Below are 18983 nucleotides of genomic sequence, written 5' to 3' on the forward strand. Positions count from 1 at the left end.
TATGGAATTAACGAAAATTGAAATTAAAGACAGAATTGGTTACATCACCTTAAACCGACCTGAAAAAAGGAATGCTTTGAGTTACGATTTTGTGGGTGAACTGAAGGATGCTTTTGCACAGTTGAAGGAAGATGATAGCGCAAAAGTGATCGTGTTGAGAGCTGAGGGAAAGGCTTTCTGTGCAGGTGCTGATTTGGCTTACATTCAAGGTCTGCAAGGCAATACTTTTGAAGAGAACTTAGAGGATTCCAATCATTTAAAGGAGCTTTTCTATGAGATTTATACTTACCCCAAAGTAGTGATAGCCGAAATTCAGGGTCATGCATTAGCAGGGGGCTGCGGATTAGCTACCGTTTGTGATTTCTCTTACACAGTACCACATGCTAAATTTGGTTACACAGAAGTGAAAATAGGTTTCATTCCAGCCATCGTAAAAGTATTTTTATTAAGAAAAATAGGAGAAGGGAAATCTAAAGAATTACTTCTTTCCGGGAAATTGTATGAAGCCAAAGATGCTCTAAAAATGGGCTTGGTCAATGAAGTGGTTGAAGCTGAAAAGCTTTCAGGAACTGTTTATGATTTTGCCCAACAATTAATCCAAAACAATTCAGGTCAATCTATGGCCTTTACCAAGCAAATGATAGCGGAAGTTCAAGAAAAAGGGTTAGAGGAGGGTTTGCAGTATGCTGCGGAGCAAAATGCTAAGGCAAGGGCTTCGGAAGATTGTAAGAAAGGGATAGCCGCTTTTTTGAACAAGAAAACTCCTAGTTGGTAATTTACAGACTTAATAAATAGCGGTTCAATATTCTATGCAAAATATAAAAGCCATTGATATCCTTCAAAAGTACTGGGGCTATGCTGCCTTCCGTAGTATGCAGGAGGATATTATCAACTCCGTAACTACAGGGAATGATACATTGGCTTTATTACCTACCGGTGGGGGAAAGTCTATTTGCTTTCAAGTCCCGGCTTTAATGAGTGAGGGCTTATGTTTGGTGATTTCACCTTTGATTGCCCTGATGAAAGATCAAGTAGAGCAATTAAAGAAACGAAAAATTCCTGCAGCAGCAGTTTATTCAGGAATGACTTCCCGAGAAATTGATATCCTACTTGATAATGCCGCTCATGGAGCCTATAAATTTTTGTATGTTTCACCCGAAAGATTGAAAACTGATTTATTTCTGGAACGAGCCAAGAAAATGAATCTTAACCTTCTAGCAATAGATGAGGCGCACTGTATTTCCCAATGGGGATATGATTTCCGTCCTCCATACTTGGAGATTGCTAATTTCAGGGAGTTGTTTCCCAAAGTAACTTGTATTGCCTTAACTGCCACGGCCACTGAAGATGTTAAAATTGATATCCAGGAAAAACTGAATTTCAAGAATGGGAAGCTTTTTCAAAAGAGTTTTGCCCGTGGTAATCTATCCTATTCAGTGAGAAAGGTTGAAAATAAGGAAGCCAAGCTTTTTGAAATTCTGAGAAAAATAGGAGGTACGTCAGTTGTTTATGCCCGTAACAGAAGACGTACAAAGGAATTAGCCGAACTCTTGAAAAAGAACGGGTTTTCGGCAGATTTCTATCATGCAGGACTTTCTCAGGCCGACAGAAATGCCAAGCAGGATGCATGGTTGACAGATAAGACTCGAATTATTGTTGCTACAAATGCATTTGGTATGGGAATTGATAAACCTGATGTTCGCACAGTAATTCACTGGGAAATACCAGATAATTTAGAGTCCTACTATCAAGAAGCTGGAAGGGCAGGGCGTGACGAAAAACCCGCTTTTGCTGTTGCCCTTTACCATGTGCAAGATTTTAAGGAAATGGAGGAGAAGCATGAGATCGCTCATCCCGAATTCGAATTCCTGAAAAAACTATATCAATCGCTGGCTAATTACTTTAAAATAGCGATTGGTTCTGGTGAAATGCAAAGTTTTGATTTTGAAATTCAGGATTTTTGTCAACACTACAGATATGAGGTATTTCCTGTTTTTCATGCTTTGAAAGTATTAGAGGAAGAAGGCTTCATTCAAATGAACGAGTACTTTTATCGGCCATCGGGTTTGCATATTAATTTAGACTTCAAGGATTTGTATTCTTATGAAATCGCAAATGCCAAATTTGAAAAAATAATTAAGACGGTTTTAAGAATTTATGGTGGTGATTTGTATCAACAAGTGATTTTTATAAACGAGTTGCAGATAGCGAAATTGGCTGAGATGAGTCCGCAAGAAGTTGTAAAGCAATTGAAATATTTAGATAAAGAAGGAGTAATTGATTATTCGCCTAAATCTGACTCTCCGCAATTAACATTTTTGGAAGCGCGCCATGATGCCAATAAATTGCCTCTCGACAAAAAGCGATTGGAAGAACGCAAAAAGAATAAGCATCAAAAACTGATAGCTGTAAAGAATTATGTAGAAAATGATGTCGTGTGCCGTACGCTCAAATTACTGCAGTATTTTGGTGAGTTTAAGTCGGAGCCTTGTGGTTTTTGTGATGTTTGTATCAATAAGAAAAAATCTAGTAGTTTTGAGAAGGATTTAGAGTTGAAGATTTTAAATATCTTAGAAGATTCCCATCTGAATATGGAGCGACTTGCAGAAAACATTGAAGGCTATTCCAAAGAAAAAGTGATATCGGCTGTCAGAAAACTTGATGACGAAGGCAAATTGAAAATTGATAAAATGGGGATGTTGACATTAGTTGATAAAATTGATTCCAAATATTAAAATTAATTTCAACCTTGCGAATAAAACCCCTAAATTCGCATAAATTCTAAATCACTTTTTTTCATGATTACCATCGCTAAATCAGAAATTGCACGTGCCATTGCTATTGAGTTATTAGATGTTGGAGCTATCCAAATCAGACCTACTAAACCATTTACATGGGCTTCAGGTTGGAAATCCCCTATTTATTGTGATAACAGATTAGCATTGTCTTTTCCGGAAACCCGAAGCATAATCAAACATTATTTGGCTGACGTAATCAGGTCGAAATTTCCTGAGGCAGAAGCTATAGCCGGTGTAGCCACTGCTGGTATTCCACAGGGTGTTTTAGTTGCAGAGTCTTTGGATCTTCCTTTTATGTATGTTCGTTCAAAACCAAAAGGTCATGGTATGGAAAATTTGGTTGAAGGTAAATTAGAAAAAGGACAAAAGGTGGTGCTTGTTGAAGATCTGGTTTCAACGGGCGGTAGTTCTATTAAGGCAGCAGAGGCTTTGCACGCAGCGGGAGCAGAAATTTTAGGGATGGCAGCAATTTTCACTTATGGCTTCGATGTAGCAGTAGGGAATTTTGAAAAGGCCAATATTAAATTAGTTTGTCTGTCCGATTATCCGCATTTATTGGAAGAAGCTCTGTCCAAGAAATTGATTCAAAATGACGAATTAGATACTTTGAAAGAATGGAAGGATAATCCTTCGGGATGGAATCCAGCCCACTGAGGCAGCCCCCTTTATGGGAATTAAAGAGGGCTTTTAGCCTTCTTAATATTCGCAACTACTATGGCAAAAAGAATAGTAGCAACTCCTACCCATTGCAAAGCGGTTACCTCTTCTGCTAAAAGCCAGCTTGAAAAAAACACGGCCACGGGTAATTCTGCGGAACTTAAAATACTGCTTAGCCCTACTCCGGTAGAAGGGATACCATAAGCATAGAAAAGTGGAGGAATAACAGTTCCAAAGAAAGCGAAAATCAAACCCCACGACCATAATCCTGCTGATAGACTACCGTTCCATAAAAACTCAGGAGGAAAAATAATGAAGATGAAAAGACAAGCTCCCGTGATCATCATGGCACTTTTCTGAACAGGAATCAAAGCATTGCCTACTCTTCCATTTGCCCAGATAAATACTGCGTAGAAAAATCCCGCTAGAAATCCGTAACCAATACCCTCCAAACTAAAAGGGATATTATCTAAACTATAAACATTTCCTGCCAAGTAGGTGCCAAAGAGAATAAAGATTACGGAGATCCATTGCATTCGTGTCGGGAATTTCCGGTGGATTATGATTTCCAATAAAAGACTAATCCATGTGAACTGCATTAGTAGAAGAATGCCAATTGAAGCGGGCAACTCTTGTATTGATTTATAGTAGCATAAACTGACCAAGCCCGTACTAATTCCAGTAAGCAATACTTTCCAGCTATTTTTCCAGCTGAATTTGAAATTAATATTTTGAAAAAGTGCTCTACCTGCTAAAATTAACCAGAGAATTACTGCACCAAAAAATACTTGTGCTCCAGTAACCTCTGCTAGAGTGAATCCTTCCTTATATGAAATCTTTACCAAGGTGGTTAAAACCCCAAAACTACAAGCACCTAAAAATACTAATATCGCTCCTCTTAACATTCTATCTAATTTTTTCGGATTGCAAAAATGATGATTTTTTGGAAATATGAGGTGTGAAAGTGGAAATATAAGTTTTGAATACTTGATTAGTCAAAAGATATAAATATAGTCCAAGCGTCTCACTTGGATTATACCAGAGTAGTTAATTACCTATCTTGCAAACTAGTCTAAGCGTCTCGCTTAGACTCATATTCTATCATTCAATCTTTCTTCATATCCGGCTGACCATTCACATCAAACCCAAAAACATCATTCCGAGCATAATGACCAATCACATCAAAATCCATTTTTGCGCGGATGATTTCATCATGGTCGATTTCTGCAGTCAATAATCCTTCCTCATTGTATAGCGGGCCTGCCAATACTTTACCTAATGGAGAAATTATTACACTACCACCCCTTGATAATATTTCAGGTCGATCTTCAGCCAATTGTTTTTGCAGATGTTCAGGATAATCACTTTTTCGAATAAATTGATTAGATCCTATTACATAACATCTGCCTTCGCAAGCAATATGAATTAAACTGCTATTCCAGCTATCTCGAGAATCAGCAGTTGGTGCAACATAGATTTCTACACCTTTTTGATACATTGCCACTCTGGCTAGTGGCATGTAGTTTTCCCAACAAATCAAACCGCCTAGTTTTCCAATTTTCGTATCATAAGTACTAAGGGTTGTTCCATCGCCCTCTCCCCAAACCAATCGTTCTGCTGCAGTGGGTTTTAGTTTTCGATGTTTTCCCATTAATTCACCTTTTGCAGAAAAGTATAGTATGGTGCAGTACAAGGTTTTACTTATCGAGTCTTTTTCAGTTACACCTATAGTGATATACATATCATGCTCTTTAGCCCATTTGGCTAACTGTTGAGTTTCTTCTGCTCCAATTTCTACACTATTCTCCCAGTATTCCCTGAATTGCTCGCGACCTGCTTCAGTTCTGCTACCCACTACTGTCCCAAAACCTAAACCTGCCGGATAGGCAGGAATGAAGCTTTCAGGAAAGACTAGTAATTTAACATTCTCCTTTGCTGCTTTTTGAATCCATTTAAATACAATATCCAATGTCTTGGATTTATCAAATAGGGAAGGAGTGGCTTGTACGCAGCCAACTTTGAATTTTTTCATTCTTTAAGATGATTTATTAATCATGCCGAAAATCTCCAACTGCCTCGGCAAAAGCTGAAAGGACTTCCGATGATGTTCTGTGATTCCATATGCTTTTATTCCTTCTCTATGTTGCTTGGTGGGGTAACCCACATTTCGTTCCCAACCGTATTGAGGATAAATATCCGATAATTCTCGCATGAGGTTATCTCGATACTCTTTTGCTAAAATAGAGGCTGCCGCTATGCAAAAATATTTGCTGTCTCCCTTTATAATGCATTCATGTGAAATTTCTTGGTAAGGAGTAAATCGATTTCCATCTATCAAGAGGAAATCAGGTTTTTGTGTTAATCGATCTATGGCTTTGTGCATAGCCCAGAATGAGGCATTTAAGATATTGACTTCATCAATTTCTTCAGGGCTACATTCTGCAACTGCCCATGCAATCGATTTTTCCTTAATGATATTTACTAATTCTCCTCTCTTTTTTGAGCTTAGTTGCTTGGAATCAGTAAGGTATGGATGAGTGAAATTTTGCGGCAATATCACTGCAGATGCCACTACCGGTCCTGCTAAGCATCCTCTCCCGACTTCATCACAGCCTGCTTCAAAGGCATTCTTTTTATTAAAGTAAGCTTTTAAACTCATTTTTGAATTTTAAATAAATAAGCCAGACCCATGGCAACAAAGCTTTGCTGATATTCGACCAAATTATTGGTTTGTTGAACTAAGTCAAATCCAGCGTGCAGATCCAATTGGAACTTCGGATTTATTAAGTAGGTAAATCCACCGTCAAAGTAATTTAATGGGGTTCGAGCTTCAGATCTAAATCCGTAGATTTCTGCATAGACGGATAATTTATCGGTTAAACTATAGCCCGAATTGACGGTAAACCGAAGCCGTCCAAAGTCATTGAAACGTTTATCAAAGCCGAAATTTCCCATTAAATACCATGCTGGATTCAGTTGGTATTTCGAAGTCAATTGAATTCTATAGAAACTATTTCTTTGGAATGTTTCTGGGGCAAGTGTGTTGAATCCGTACTCTGCCACTACGGCTGTTTGGGGTATAAAACCAGATTCCTTCCATAAGTTTATTTTAGTACCCACTACCACAGGTCCGGAGAAACTCTGCCAAACAAACTGTGGGCTTTGACCTCCCTCTAGTAATCTTTCACTTTGATAGGTTTGTCCTAACCTTAGCTCCATGCCTTTCATTAATCCATACTTAACCAAAGTATTGTTCCAATTAATGATTTGTACTCTGTCGCTCGGGTTCACCGTTTCACTGTCAAAAGAGAAGCCGGCCTCTATTTGGAAATACCCTTTAGGAATACTTTGCGGATATTCTGAAAATCCAGGTCTGTCGGTCCCAATTTGAATACTGTCTTCTTGAGCCAGCGCATTAAATGTGAAAAACGACAAAGTAAAGAGGTAAATATATCTCATGAGTTGTTGGTTAAGATTTGCAAGTTAACAAAATTTTAATAGTTGATAATCTTGATTTTTTCGAAAAACCAATTTAAATAAATTTAGTAATCTAATTATAATTAATATATTTGCATTAAAATAAATTTAGATTAATCTAAAAATATAATCATGAGAAGCGTATTACTGATAGTTGTACAGGTTCTATTGTTTTTGTCGGTTGTGCATATTTCTAAGGCTCAAATATTTAAAGCTGTTGTTACCGATGAAAATGGAAAGTTTCTTCCTTTTGCCACTGCGCTTGCTCAAGACAGTGGATATGGAACTACCGCCAACGATGTTGGGGAGTTTTCTTTGAAAATCAAAGAAGGTACGAAGCATATATGGGTTTCTCATGTTGGATACCAAAAGCAGGAGGTAACTTTAGAAAATTATAATTTGTCTGAAACTCATATTATTCAACTTATTCCGGATAAATTGGGCTTGAATGAAGTAGTGGTCAGCGGACAATTACAAGCCAGAAGTTTGAGGAATTCCCCAGTAAAAGTAGAAGTTTTCCGGGCTGGTTTTTTGAATGATTTCTCACAAGGTTCTGGAAATTTGATGGAAAGCATCTCTATGATTAATGGTATTCAAGAAAATGTAGCTTGTGGAGTATGTTATACCAATGAAATCAGTATTAATGGTTTGGAGGGTGCTTACACCTCGCTTTTAATCAATGGGATTCCAATATATGGTAATTTGGCCACAGTTTATGGTTTGAACAGCATACCAACTGACATGATGGAAAAAGTGGAAGTGGTCAGAGGGCCAGGCTCTACACTTTATGGTTCAGAAGCCATGGCAGGAGTTATTAATATTATTACTCCACACGCAAAAGAAAATATATTAAGTCTTAATTCCAGTTTCTCACAACTCGGAGAATGGAAAGGAAATCTGATCGCTCAGCATGGGAAGAAAAAGTGGAAGAGTTTTTCTGGGATGCATTGGGATATGGCCAATCAATTTGTAGATCAAAATGGGGATTTGTTTTCAGATGTAGTTTTGAGAGATCGATTTTCAGCCTTCAATTTTTCAGAAAATGAAAGTAAGCAGTTTTCTATTGGCGGCAAGTATTACTTTGAAGATAGAAGAAATGGGGTTTTGGAATATGTAAAAGACAAGAATTATAAAGAATTAAGAGGTAGTGATCAGATTTATGGAGAAAGTATTTATACCCATCGCTGGGAATTGTTTGGCGATAAAAGATTTGTAAATAGTCCTTTTAGATTACAATTCTCGGCTAGCCAACATTGGCAGGATAGTTATTATGGCGATACTTTCTATGAGGCCGAACAGCATCAGGCTTTTGCTAATTTTATTTATGAACATGAATTAGGTAATCATAATCTTTTATCAGGCTTTAGTCAGAGAGTTACCTATTATGATGATAATTCGGCTGCAACGGAAAACGTGTCCGACAATCAAGCAGATGTTCAGATTATTCCTGGTGTTTTTATTCAGGATGAATGGAAAATCAATAAAGATTGGAAAGCCTTATCGGGTGCTCGATTAGACTATTATAATCGCCATGGATTAATATTTTCTCCGCGCTTAAATATTCAGTACCAATTAAGTGAATGGACTAACTTTCGATTCAACAGTGGGACAGGATTTAGAATTGTGAACCTTTTCACCGAAGATCATGCATTTGTTTCTGGTCAGCGAGAATTGTTAATTGAAGAGGATTTGAATCCGGAACGATCTTTTAATGTTGGGCTTGGTTTTCAACATGTCTATACATTTGGGAATCAACAAGGGAGTATTGAAATTGACGGTTTTTACACCTATTTCACTAATAAAATAATCCCTGATTATGAGACTCCCGGTTTTATTATTTATCAGAATTCCGAAGCCTATGCCTACACGAGAGGGTTAAGCGCAAACATTAATCATCAGGTAGGAGCAAATCTTTATCTGAATTTAGGTGCACAATGGCAAAATGCTCGTCAAGCTGAAACAAATGTAGATGGCAAGTTGGAAGAAATGCCCATAATTTATTCACGAGATTGGTCTGCAGTAGGGTCATTAGAGTATAACTTTCCGTTAGATATTAAATTGAATTACAGTCTTAATTGGAATGGACCAACAGCCATGCCTGACATCTATGAGGTGAACGCCTTGGGTGAAATTGTAAGCACTAGAGCTAATCTCTCCCCTAGTTTTGCACAGCATAATCTTAAATTTAGGAAGGAATTCAAAAGAGTTGAAGTCTTTGTAGGAGTTCGAAACTTGTTTGACAATGTACAAGAGATATCGCCTTTGGGCGGTACACAAGATGAGACAGTGGCACTTGGCTTTGGGGAATATTTTGATACTGCATATAATTATGGAAATTTGATGGGAAGGAATTTTTTCTTAGGATTCGATTGGTCTATTTATTAATTCTTTGTTAAAAGTACATTCATTTGAATGTTTTTTAAGCTTGCTGAGCAATTATTAAATTTCTTAAATAGTGTGTATAAACGAAAATAAATATCACTATTTTCATCATCAAGTGCAGCAGTGCATTCCTAAAAAATGGTAAGTATAAGGTTTTGTTTTATAAAGATTTACAAAATTTTTAAATTTTTTCAGTTTCGTATACAACCGCAAAAAATATAGCTTGGTCGTTTTTTTTGTAAATCTTGACGATTAAACGCAACTAATGTCCATAAAATTACTTTATTTTGATATTTGGATAGTATATTTGCAATTAGCTTACATGAAATTTGAACCATTATGAACAGATTCTACTTACTATTAACATTTATTTCAATCGTTGCGTCCCTTCACTCAGTAAAAAGCCAGGTAGTAGGACCTGCTGGAGTTGGAACTGGCGATGGATCATCAGGTCCTCAAAATGTTCTGTGGCTAAGATCTGACATTGGAATAAGTCAATCAGCAGGCAAAGTATCAGCTTGGGCAGATCAATCTGGAAATAACCTGCATGCAAGCCAATCAACACCAGGACTGCAAGCTGATTATACGGCATCTAATGCTAATCTAAATGGTTTTCCTTCAATCAATTTTGGTGCATCAGGTGGCTATCTAACAATTGGAGATGATGATCTCCTTGATGACACAGATGGTCTGACAGCATTTTTTGTATTCAGAACACCTTCTTCAATAGGGACAGAAGGTATATTAAGTAAAAGGGTTTCCAATGGAAATGAACAGTCATATGTGTTCTTTACTACCAGCGGTGGTTTTGAGGCTAGATTTGATGGCGATGGGGGAGTTGATAGTGAAAATTCCACTATATCAGCTGATGATAACCTTGTTATCAGCTCAGTTTTTAATGGGTCAGTGCAGTCAATTAGTAATTTTGTGAATACTGCAGATGGTGGAGTTCAAACGGGAGCTTCTAATCTATTAAATAATGAAAACTCTGATTTGTTCCTAGGGAATTTCAATACAAGCGATACTAGAAACTTTACTGGGGACATTGCAGAAATCATTATTTTCAGAGATGCCTTAAATGGTGCTGAAAGATTAATTGTCGAAAACTACTTAGCCGAAAAGTATTCTTTAAATGTTACCAACGATATTTTTGGGGAGTTCGCGAATTTTACTTCGAATTACTTCAACGATTTTAGAGCAATAGGTACTACAGATGGTACGTCTAAAAGATCTGAATCTGGCTTTTCAGATGCCTTTCAGATAAGAGAAATAAATGGAGGACTAGATACTAACTTAGAGTTTTTCGCTGTAGGACATAATGATGCAGTGGCGCATTCAGAAGGCGTTGTTACAGATTTGGGAGCTAATATCACATCACGTTGGGGTAAGGATTTTTATCTAGAAAACAGCCAAAATAATGTAATCGACAACGGTGAGTCCGATATGGACTTAATTTTTGATTTTGGAGATGCAGGGTTTACATTGGGGAGCCCTTCCAATTATGTGTTACTGTATAGGTCAGGAATCAGCGGAAATTATGAAAGAGTTTTTGCTAACAGCTACGGAGTAGAGAATGGTGATCAACTAGTCATATCTGTACCAGGAAACAGAATTAAATCTGGATATTATACCGTAGGTCAAGGTGATCAGTTGATCAGCAGAACATGGTATGTCCTTCGGAACGGAAACTGGAATGATCCTAATACATGGACTTTAGACGCTGGTATTGCTCCCGCCCCTAATAATCCTGGGGGTGACATCCCTGCTGATGAGGATAATGTTGTGATCAGAAATGGTAGAACTGTAAATATACAAACTGGAACTAATGACATTGAGATTGCAAGCTTAAGAGTTGATGGTAGAATCAACCTAAATAATACGACTGGACATAATTTTAATGTCATCAACGGGAAAGGAACGATAAGTATTCAAGGTAATTCTGGAGTTTCAAATTTCCCTTTAGGAAGTACCACAGGTTCAAATGGTTTTGCTAATGAATTGAATGGTGGACTATTATTGGTAAGTGGTACAGGACTCGAATTTGATCAAGATTTAACATTGAAAGATTTGAGAGTTGATCTAACAAATCCTACAGACCTCGCAATATTAGGTGCTGACTTAACATTAAATGGAGATTTTACTATCAGAAAGGGAAGTTGGCAGTTTGGAGATAATACTGCTACTGCCAGGGACTTCACAGTTTTTGGTGATGTCTTGGTTCAAAATAATGGAAGTACCCAAAACGGTAGAATTCGAACATCTACTCAAAATGTGCGTCATAATTTCAATTTGTATGGCGACTTTACTAATGAAGGGGATGTGCGATTCTCACAGCGAACCACTCAAACTGTTGGAATCGATCCTCCAGACGGAATTACAGATGTATTTTTGATATCTGAAAATAGGAATCAGACGATAAGAGCTAATGGTCCCACCTACTTCTTAAGAGTAATTATCGATAAAGGAGATCCTGCATATTCAGCTACTTTCACTGCAAGTCAAGCTTCCAACTTCGTATTGACAGGTAGGGCAAATCAAAATATTGGTGGTGATGTCAATGCTCCAAATGATAATCAAAATGCATTTGGATTAATAACGGGCACAGCCGTTTTAGGAACAAATATAAATGTTGATCCATTAAATAACACAGGAAATTACTCAGTCGGTACCAATGCAAAACTTCTATTAGATGGTGGCTTTGCTAGGAAAACCGGAGGCAATGCGGTTACCCCTTATGGGACAATAGAAGTTAATGCAGGTACTTTTCAAGTAGAAAGTTCAAGCGGTATTACTTCTAGAGAAGCAGGGACATTAAAGGTTAATGGAGGTATTGTAAATATTCCGCAGTTTAGGACTTCGGTAAACGGTTCTGATAACGTAGGAGGTATGGAGATAAATGGTGGGACTGTCAATATCGGTACGACAGCAGGAGTGAACCCTTCCAATAACTACTATACATTATCCTTGACATATACAGACAATGCTTTTATAATGACAGGAGGCGAACTTAATATCAGTGACGCCACTAATAGAGGGTTAGTATTTATCAATAGTGATCCGGGAAATATTAATGTGACTGGTGGAACAGTTAATTTGATATCTACCAACGGTAATGAGGCTAAAATCTCTACTAGAGCGCCATTCTATAGAGTAATTATGGCTAGTTCTGGAGCGGGTGTGTCAGAAATCACGCTTAATGAAGGCACCAGTGGAGATGGAGGAAATGCCAGAACCCTATCAGGTGAACCACTTAGAGTTCTAGAAGATTTGATTGTCAGAGGTTACAACGATCAATTCTATAATAATCCATTCGGCAATTTCCCTACTACTTTTGCAGCAGTTACTTCTTCTGCAAACGTGAATGATGTTTATGTTGGTGGAAGTTTTTATGTGGGCCGATGGTCAGCATATAATTCGGTTTTTGGAGGCGTGGACCCTTATGATAATTTGGGAGACCAACCAACAGAAGTAAATAGTACTTATTTTAACCAAACGATTGGAACCTCATCAATTGACACTATATATTGGGGTGGATCAACATCTCCCCGCTTAGAATTGGGGAATTTGGTCTTAGACAGGAATTCTGGAAATGAATTAAGAGGTATTGCCAGAGCAGGAGGAAATGGTGCTATTAGATTCGACATTAATGGAAACGGAGAGGTTAGATCGGGAACCTTGGATCAGAATATTTTCACCATTAGGATTTGGGGTAATATCCTTAATTACGATAGAATGGGTACCTATTTTGCTTCTGGAAGTTATCCCGAAGCAGGTGGTACACCAGACGTTGCTCAAATTAGATTTAGGGAAGATCCACCGCTAGTTATAGAAACCGAAGACGGTGCAGTTTTTGGCAATATTAGGTTTAATGTGGGAGCAGCGACTATTGCTGAGCTCAATAGTGATGTTACAATCGAAAGAATGGAGTATTGGAACGGTCGAATTTATATTAAAAACCATACCCTTACAATTGATGAAATTTGGAATATAAACAATGGAGGAGGAAACTTTTTTAACGGAAATGTATCTACTAACAGTTTAATCAATATAAACAACAGTGGTGTTGTTGCAAATATATTGGTGTTTACTGATGGTAATGCAAGTGACGGTGGTTTAAGATTGAAAGTGAATGGCAATACCATTCCAGAAACAGAAGAAAGCAGATTAAATAATATCTCACCTATATCTTTTCCAGTTGGTTTTACAACAGACGGTGGAACTACTGTTTACACTAGACCGGCTCAAATGAAAGTAAAGGACTTTTCAGATGATGGTTATGTTCGAATTAATGTGGTAAGTGGTGAGTTGGAAACATCTGATTTAGGTGGCGGTGAAATATTGCAACATTATTGGAGAGTTCGACATGATGGATTCACTGATTTACCAACAGTTGCCTTTAGATTTTATTACAGAGGCTCTGGTGCTGTTGTTCCTGGTCTAGATAGACCATCAAATTACGCTTCATCTGATGAGGACAATTATGTCCCTGGCTATGTTCTGGATGGAAACCCATATACTCGGGTTTTTGAATCAGACCCAGCGGAGGACTTAAACGATATCATTACTTCTACTTATGGTGGTAATCAAAGTGCCAATGAAGATAATAGAACTAGGATCATTCATTTTAATGGATCAAGCACAACAGCTGAATTTGATCAAAATGACTTTTCTGGCTTTGAATTAGTAGGAGCGAACTACACAGCAGGTGTTTCAGGGAGGTTTGTTGGCGCTCCCGATATTTTCTACACAAGAATATCTGGAAACGGTTTTCCAATTAAGTGGAATAATGGAAATAATTGGACCTTTGCTCCAAATGATATTGATGGTAATTCTACAGTAGACAGCTATGAGTTCCATGACTCAAGACAGCCGGCAGCTGGTGATTTTCCGCAAGCTGGCGATGTCGCAGTAATCGGTTGGGTTCCATTTGGGTCGCCAGGTAATGACGGTGAGCCGCATGGAATCACGGCAGACAATATAGTAGTAAATTTTGCAGAATTGGTATTTAATCAAATGCTGGATGCAAATGACGGAAATCCAACAGGACGTGTGTATGCTCGTAATTTCCAATTCCGGCCCACTTTGAACATCAATATAGCAGGAGGAGGTATCAATGGAGGTCCTGTAAAAGGAGAAGGAATGTTTTGGATCCGTTCAGCTGGTGGTAGTCAGGCAGATCCAGATTTTTCAGGAGTTGATTTGGGTGATTTTGTAAATCAAGACTCTTCATATTTTGTTTATGAAAGTACTCAAGATGGATTTGTTTACAATAATATACCTCCTGAAGTACCGAATCTTCTTATTGCAGGCAATGGATGGGGTGCTGCAGATAGAGATTTTGAGATATCTACAAATGTGACTGTCAAGCAAGATTTTGAGCTATTAGGTGATGTTAATTTGAGATTGAGCTCTGGCGCTACGGGCGATATAACTGTAGAAAATAATCTAAGAATTTTCAGAAGTAATGTAAGCGGTAACGACAGCGGTGGAAATGGTAGAATTGATTTTCCAAATAATGCATCTAGAACCGTAGAAGTTCTGGGTGATTTGAGGCTAGAGAACGATAATGCATTGATTAGAGTGGAAAATCCAGATGCCACAATTAATCAAAGTAACCTAATTGTGCATGGCGATATTTACCAAGATAATAATGGTGGAGGTGGATTGCAGCTTTATACAAATGGAAATCAAGATTTTGTAAAACTTACTTTGAGAGGAGTGGGAAATAACACTTTCGATTACCAATCAGGAGCAATTCCAAATTTCCACAGTATAGAATTAAATAAAGGCAGTGATCTAAGTTCTAGCTTTATTTTCCGGTCAGATTTCAATTTGCCTTTGCCTGCTGATATTAATCAACAGCCTATTGAAATAGTAAATGGCTTATTAATCTTAGATGAACCTAATGTTGATATTACTTTAACTGACGAAGCCAGAGGAAATTTCAGTCTTCCTAATTTATCTAATCCAGAATCATCATCGGGTTCAGGTGGCTTAGAATTAAGACAGGGGATAGTACGGATTGAAGGAGATGATACGGGCTTAATTCTAGATGGATTACTTCGGATTACTGGTGGTACTTTAGACATGGCTTCTGGTACAGGTAATGGAAATAACTTTATTGAGTACTCTGTTTCGGGCAATGCAGAAATCGACATTACAGATGGAACTTTAGACGTAGGTTCTCAGGTCAGAAGAGGTTTACTCTCTACTTCCGGAGTTCTAAAGTATACCCAAAGTGGAGGAGTTGCACGATTTGGAATAAATACTGCTCCTGAACAAAATAGAGGTGTTTTTGAGGTTTTAAATGCTGGAAGTGAATTCAATCATACTGCAGGGGATTTCATAATTGAGAGACAAAATGGTTCAGCTACAAATGCTTCATTAAGGTTAGATCCTGATAGTTATGATTTTACGGGTTCAACTATTACCATTGGTGGAGTCTCAACCCCAGCTGGTCAAAATCAAATTGGCATTAATGCAACTGTTCCTTTGAATAATCTATTGATCACAGGTAATAATAATTTGAATGCAAGAACATTTATTAATCCTTTGATTCTTAATAATTTAGAAGTTGAGAGTAACGGTACTTATTCCGCTAATGGTCTAGATTTAACCATTGTTAACAACATGGAAGTAAATGGAACTTTCAATAATCAAGGAAATGGTACGAATCAACAAACTACATTCTTCAACACTCCTACAACTCAAAGTATTTTGGGAAGTGGGATAATTGATTTATGGAATATTGAAAAAGCGGGAGCAGGGGACCTTTCCATAGAGCAGGAGTTGACGGTTGAAAATAATCTTAGAATCTTAAATGGAATCTTGAATACAAATACTAGCGCGTTGAATTTAGAAGGTGATTTGATCCATGATGGAGAGCACCAATCAGCTGTTGCAGGGCCTGGTATTGTTTTCAAAGGTTCAGCTACTCAGAATATTGCTCGTTCCTCTAGTGGGCAGAGTACATTTGGAACCATTACAATTGACAATAGTAATGGAGTTGAAGTAACAGCCGGGCAAAATGATTTTGAAATCAATCATAAAGTCGTATTAGCTTCTGGCGTGTTCGATATTGGTTCCAACTTATTGATCATGGATGAGGATGCAATTTTTGAAAATGGTGCTGGAGGCGCATCCGTATCTGATTTCAATGTCAATAATATGATTACAGTCAATACTAGTTTGATTGACAAAGGGGTAAGGAAAATCTATCCCGATAACTTCAATGGAAGTTTTGTTTACCCTGTAGGATTATTGAATTATACCCCTGCAGTAGTTACGGCATCTGACGTAGATGGAAATGGTTTTATTACAATTAAGCCTATTGATAATTTCTCAGATGGTATAACCGATGATGACGATGAACTTTGTACTGGAGGTGCAGATTATGATGATACACAAAATGTATTACAGTATTACTGGTTGGTAAAATCGCAAAACATCACAAATTTTGATGGTTCCTTGACTATGTATCATAACGATGCATTAGAGTCTGTAAATAATGCAGAGGGATTGGGTTTAATGAATTATGCACCTGCAAGATTGTTGAATGTTGACGATACTTGGGACAAGATTTATTCAGAACAACTATTTGATGAGGTAGGTAATTCAATTACTTTTCAGTCAGACGTATCCAACGAGTACAGCGGATTAATGAGTGAGACTTTGGAGGGACGATATACAGCAGGTATCACTAGAGATAATAGTGATGCGTTGTTGTGCGGCAGTGCAATACCAAATGTTGTGCCTCTTTTTGAAACTCTGACGGGTTTTGCGGATGGAAATGTAAATGCGGGTGCTTCTTTTGACGGAGGTTCGGCCCCTTCTGTAGGTCAATCGCCAGATTTAGTTGTTAGAGGCAATTATACCTTGGTCTTGAATGATAATTTTAGACGTTTTAGAAAAGTGACAATCGAAGAAAATGCAACTCTAGAAATCAATAGCACTTTTGGACATAATTTAGGAACAATTGAGGGTAGTGGTACTTTGAAACTAGTTGATGATGCTTCGTTTCCAGCTGGTGACTACGAGGATTTCTTTCCAGACGCAAATTGTTCTATAGGCGGAGGCTTAGAATACGAAAATAATGATGTGGGAAATGATGTTACAGTTTTAGCTGAAGGATTTACCAATTTGAAAAGGTTAATATTAAGCGGTAATGGTAAAAAGGTGATGTCTAATGCTACAAGCGTTAACATATGTGAGAACTTAGAATTGACTGGCGGTGACTTTGAAATGGCTAATTTCTCAGAGCTGAGAGTAAAAGGTAATGTCATTAAGAATGGCGGCAGTAGTTTCAATGCAGAGTTTACTGATGCTACTATCGTGATGGATGGAACTAGCAATCAAACAATATCAGGTCAGTTTACTGGTCTTGAAGCATTCAATGTTTTAGAAGTCAATAAGTCGAATGGAAGACTGTCAGTAATTGATGGTAGCAATAATGATATAGAAGTAAGCGGTGAACTTAAATTTACAAATGGATTAATTGATACTGATATCGATAATTCATTGATTATTCAAAACACTGCTGTATTATCGGGTTTTAAATCTTCTAGTCACGTTAATGGTCCTCTCATCAGAAACTTAAATGCTTCCACAGCTTCTGAATTTGATCCTTTTCCTGTAGGGCAAAGTGGAAGATACGGATTAATTGAAGTAAGTTATATTCAAAATACAGACGATTGGACAGCAACTTTCTTCAGTGAAAGCCCAGAGGATAACCCCGCAATTGCCACTTTGTCTAATAATCTTGTTGGAGCTAATCCAGTGGTAAGTGCTAATCAGTATTGGGAATTAACAAGTGCCGGTGCTAATATGGCAAATGTAAAAATATATTGGGACCCAAGCAGTAATATTGCAGATGGTTCGGCAAGCGTTGCACAATCTTTAAGTGAACTAAGAGTAGTTCGATTTAAAGATGGTGTTTCTTCTCAGTGGGAGAATCAGGGGCAATCCAGTGTATCAGGAAATGCAACGAATGGGCAACTAACATCAAATACAAGATTTGATTTTTCTACAAACTTTGTGACCTTTGGGGCAGGAGATGCAAATAACAATTCATTACCTGTTGAATTAACCTTCTTTACAGCTGAGAATAACGGAAACAGGGTTGATTTGAAATGGCAAACTGCTTCTGAGAAGAATAATGATTTCTTTGAGATTCAGCGCTCATTTGATGGTAAAGATTTTGAAGTTCTAGGTATTGTTGAAGGAAGTGGTGATTCTAAAGAAGTTCTTGATTACAGTTTCAAGGACTATTCCCCTCTGGCTGGTGATGGATTCTATCGATTAAGACAAGTAGATTATGATGGAGCTTTTGAATATTCAGAGGTGGTAAAAGTGAACAGAGTTCAGAATTCTGATTTAGTTGCAGTACCAAACCCAACTCAAGCACAAAATATTAAATTGAGATTATCTGGGTTCCATGCAGAGCAAAAAGTACAGGTCTCCATATTTGATATGCAAGGAAGAAGACACTATGAGGCAGTTCATAGTCCATCGGATTTCAATAATGCATTACCGATAGATACAGAACTAAATTCAGGTATTTACATTGTAGATGTGCGACAAGGTAATATAAGAAAGAAGGTTAGATTGATGGTTAAATAACTTATAATGCTAACAAAAAAGAAAGCTGCATTTTCCTTGAGTTGATGCAGC

Annotated in this window: 9 protein-coding genes; 5 read left to right on the forward strand and 4 right to left on the reverse strand. The window is 37.6% G+C overall.

The window, feature by feature from the left end; all coding sequences use genetic code 11:
* Window position 1 precedes the first annotated feature (1 nt).
* The 3 genes from AAC601_RS10170 (at window position 2) to pyrE (ending at window position 3452) form a co-directional block, all read left to right on the forward strand.
* Window positions 2-775 carry an enoyl-CoA hydratase-related protein gene (locus AAC601_RS10170; protein WP_303270102.1) on the forward strand — a complete coding sequence of 258 codons (774 nt, stop codon included), beginning with the start codon at window positions 2-4 and terminating at the stop codon, window positions 773-775.
* Window positions 776-809: 34 nt separating this feature from the next.
* Window positions 810-2735 (forward strand): ATP-dependent DNA helicase RecQ, encoded by a 1926-nt coding sequence (locus AAC601_RS10175; RefSeq protein WP_303270101.1) that lies wholly within the window; start codon window positions 810-812, stop codon window positions 2733-2735.
* A gap of 63 nt (window positions 2736-2798) precedes the next feature.
* Window positions 2799-3452 (forward strand): orotate phosphoribosyltransferase, encoded by a 654-nt coding sequence (gene pyrE / locus AAC601_RS10180; protein ID WP_303270100.1) that lies wholly within the window; start codon window positions 2799-2801, stop codon window positions 3450-3452.
* 20 nt (window positions 3453-3472) lie between these two features.
* Here pyrE and AAC601_RS10185 read toward each other — a convergent pair whose 3' ends face one another.
* The 4 genes from AAC601_RS10185 to AAC601_RS10200 all read right to left on the reverse strand — a co-directional run bounded on the left by AAC601_RS10185 (window position 3473) and on the right by AAC601_RS10200 (window position 6914).
* Window positions 3473-4360 (reverse strand): DMT family transporter, encoded by an 888-nt coding sequence (locus tag AAC601_RS10185; protein ID WP_340153179.1) that lies wholly within the window; start codon window positions 4358-4360, stop codon window positions 3473-3475.
* 200 nt (window positions 4361-4560) lie between these two features.
* On the reverse strand, window positions 4561-5487 hold the full coding sequence (locus AAC601_RS10190) for a carbon-nitrogen hydrolase family protein (RefSeq protein WP_340153180.1): 927 nt from the start codon (window positions 5485-5487) through the stop codon (window positions 4561-4563).
* A gap of 3 nt (window positions 5488-5490) precedes the next feature.
* Window positions 5491-6114 (reverse strand): ribonuclease HII, encoded by a 624-nt coding sequence (locus AAC601_RS10195; RefSeq protein WP_340153181.1) that lies wholly within the window; start codon window positions 6112-6114, stop codon window positions 5491-5493.
* Window positions 6111-6914, reverse strand: a complete 804-nt coding sequence (locus AAC601_RS10200) for a transporter (RefSeq protein WP_340153182.1) — start codon at window positions 6912-6914, stop codon at window positions 6111-6113. Before AAC601_RS10200 ends, AAC601_RS10195 begins: the two co-directional genes overlap by 4 nt.
* A gap of 150 nt (window positions 6915-7064) precedes the next feature.
* Here AAC601_RS10200 and AAC601_RS10205 point away from each other — a divergent pair, with 150 nt between their 5' ends.
* Both AAC601_RS10205 and AAC601_RS10210 read left to right on the forward strand, forming a co-directional pair.
* Window positions 7065-9317, forward strand: a complete 2253-nt coding sequence (locus AAC601_RS10205; RefSeq protein WP_340153183.1) for a TonB-dependent receptor — start codon at window positions 7065-7067, stop codon at window positions 9315-9317.
* A 336-nt stretch (window positions 9318-9653) separates the two neighbouring features.
* The gene (locus tag AAC601_RS10210) at window positions 9654-18932 is read left to right on the forward strand and encodes a T9SS type A sorting domain-containing protein (protein WP_340153184.1); all 9279 of its coding nucleotides are present in this window, start codon (window positions 9654-9656) and stop codon (window positions 18930-18932) included.
* Window positions 18933-18983 lie beyond the last annotated feature (51 nt).

This window comes from uncultured Marivirga sp. (assembly GCF_963974845.1).
Lineage (GTDB): Bacteria > Bacteroidota > Bacteroidia > Cytophagales > Cyclobacteriaceae > Marivirga > Marivirga harenae.

Coding starts and splice junctions, on each gene's coding strand:
- AAC601_RS10170 (WP_303270102.1), top strand. CDS start 2: ATGGAATTAACGAAAATTGAAATTAAAGACAGAATTGGTTACATCACC.
- AAC601_RS10175 (WP_303270101.1), top strand. CDS start 810: ATGCAAAATATAAAAGCCATTGATATCCTTCAAAAGTACTGGGGCTAT.
- pyrE (WP_303270100.1), top strand. CDS start 2,799: ATGATTACCATCGCTAAATCAGAAATTGCACGTGCCATTGCTATTGAG.
- AAC601_RS10185 (WP_340153179.1), bottom strand. CDS start 4,360: ATGTTAAGAGGAGCGATATTAGTATTTTTAGGTGCTTGTAGTTTTGGG.
- AAC601_RS10190 (WP_340153180.1), bottom strand. CDS start 5,487: ATGAAAAAATTCAAAGTTGGCTGCGTACAAGCCACTCCTTCCCTATTT.
- AAC601_RS10195 (WP_340153181.1), bottom strand. CDS start 6,114: ATGAGTTTAAAAGCTTACTTTAATAAAAAGAATGCCTTTGAAGCAGGC.
- AAC601_RS10200 (WP_340153182.1), bottom strand. CDS start 6,914: ATGAGATATATTTACCTCTTTACTTTGTCGTTTTTCACATTTAATGCG.
- AAC601_RS10205 (WP_340153183.1), top strand. CDS start 7,065: ATGAGAAGCGTATTACTGATAGTTGTACAGGTTCTATTGTTTTTGTCG.
- AAC601_RS10210 (WP_340153184.1), top strand. CDS start 9,654: ATGAACAGATTCTACTTACTATTAACATTTATTTCAATCGTTGCGTCC.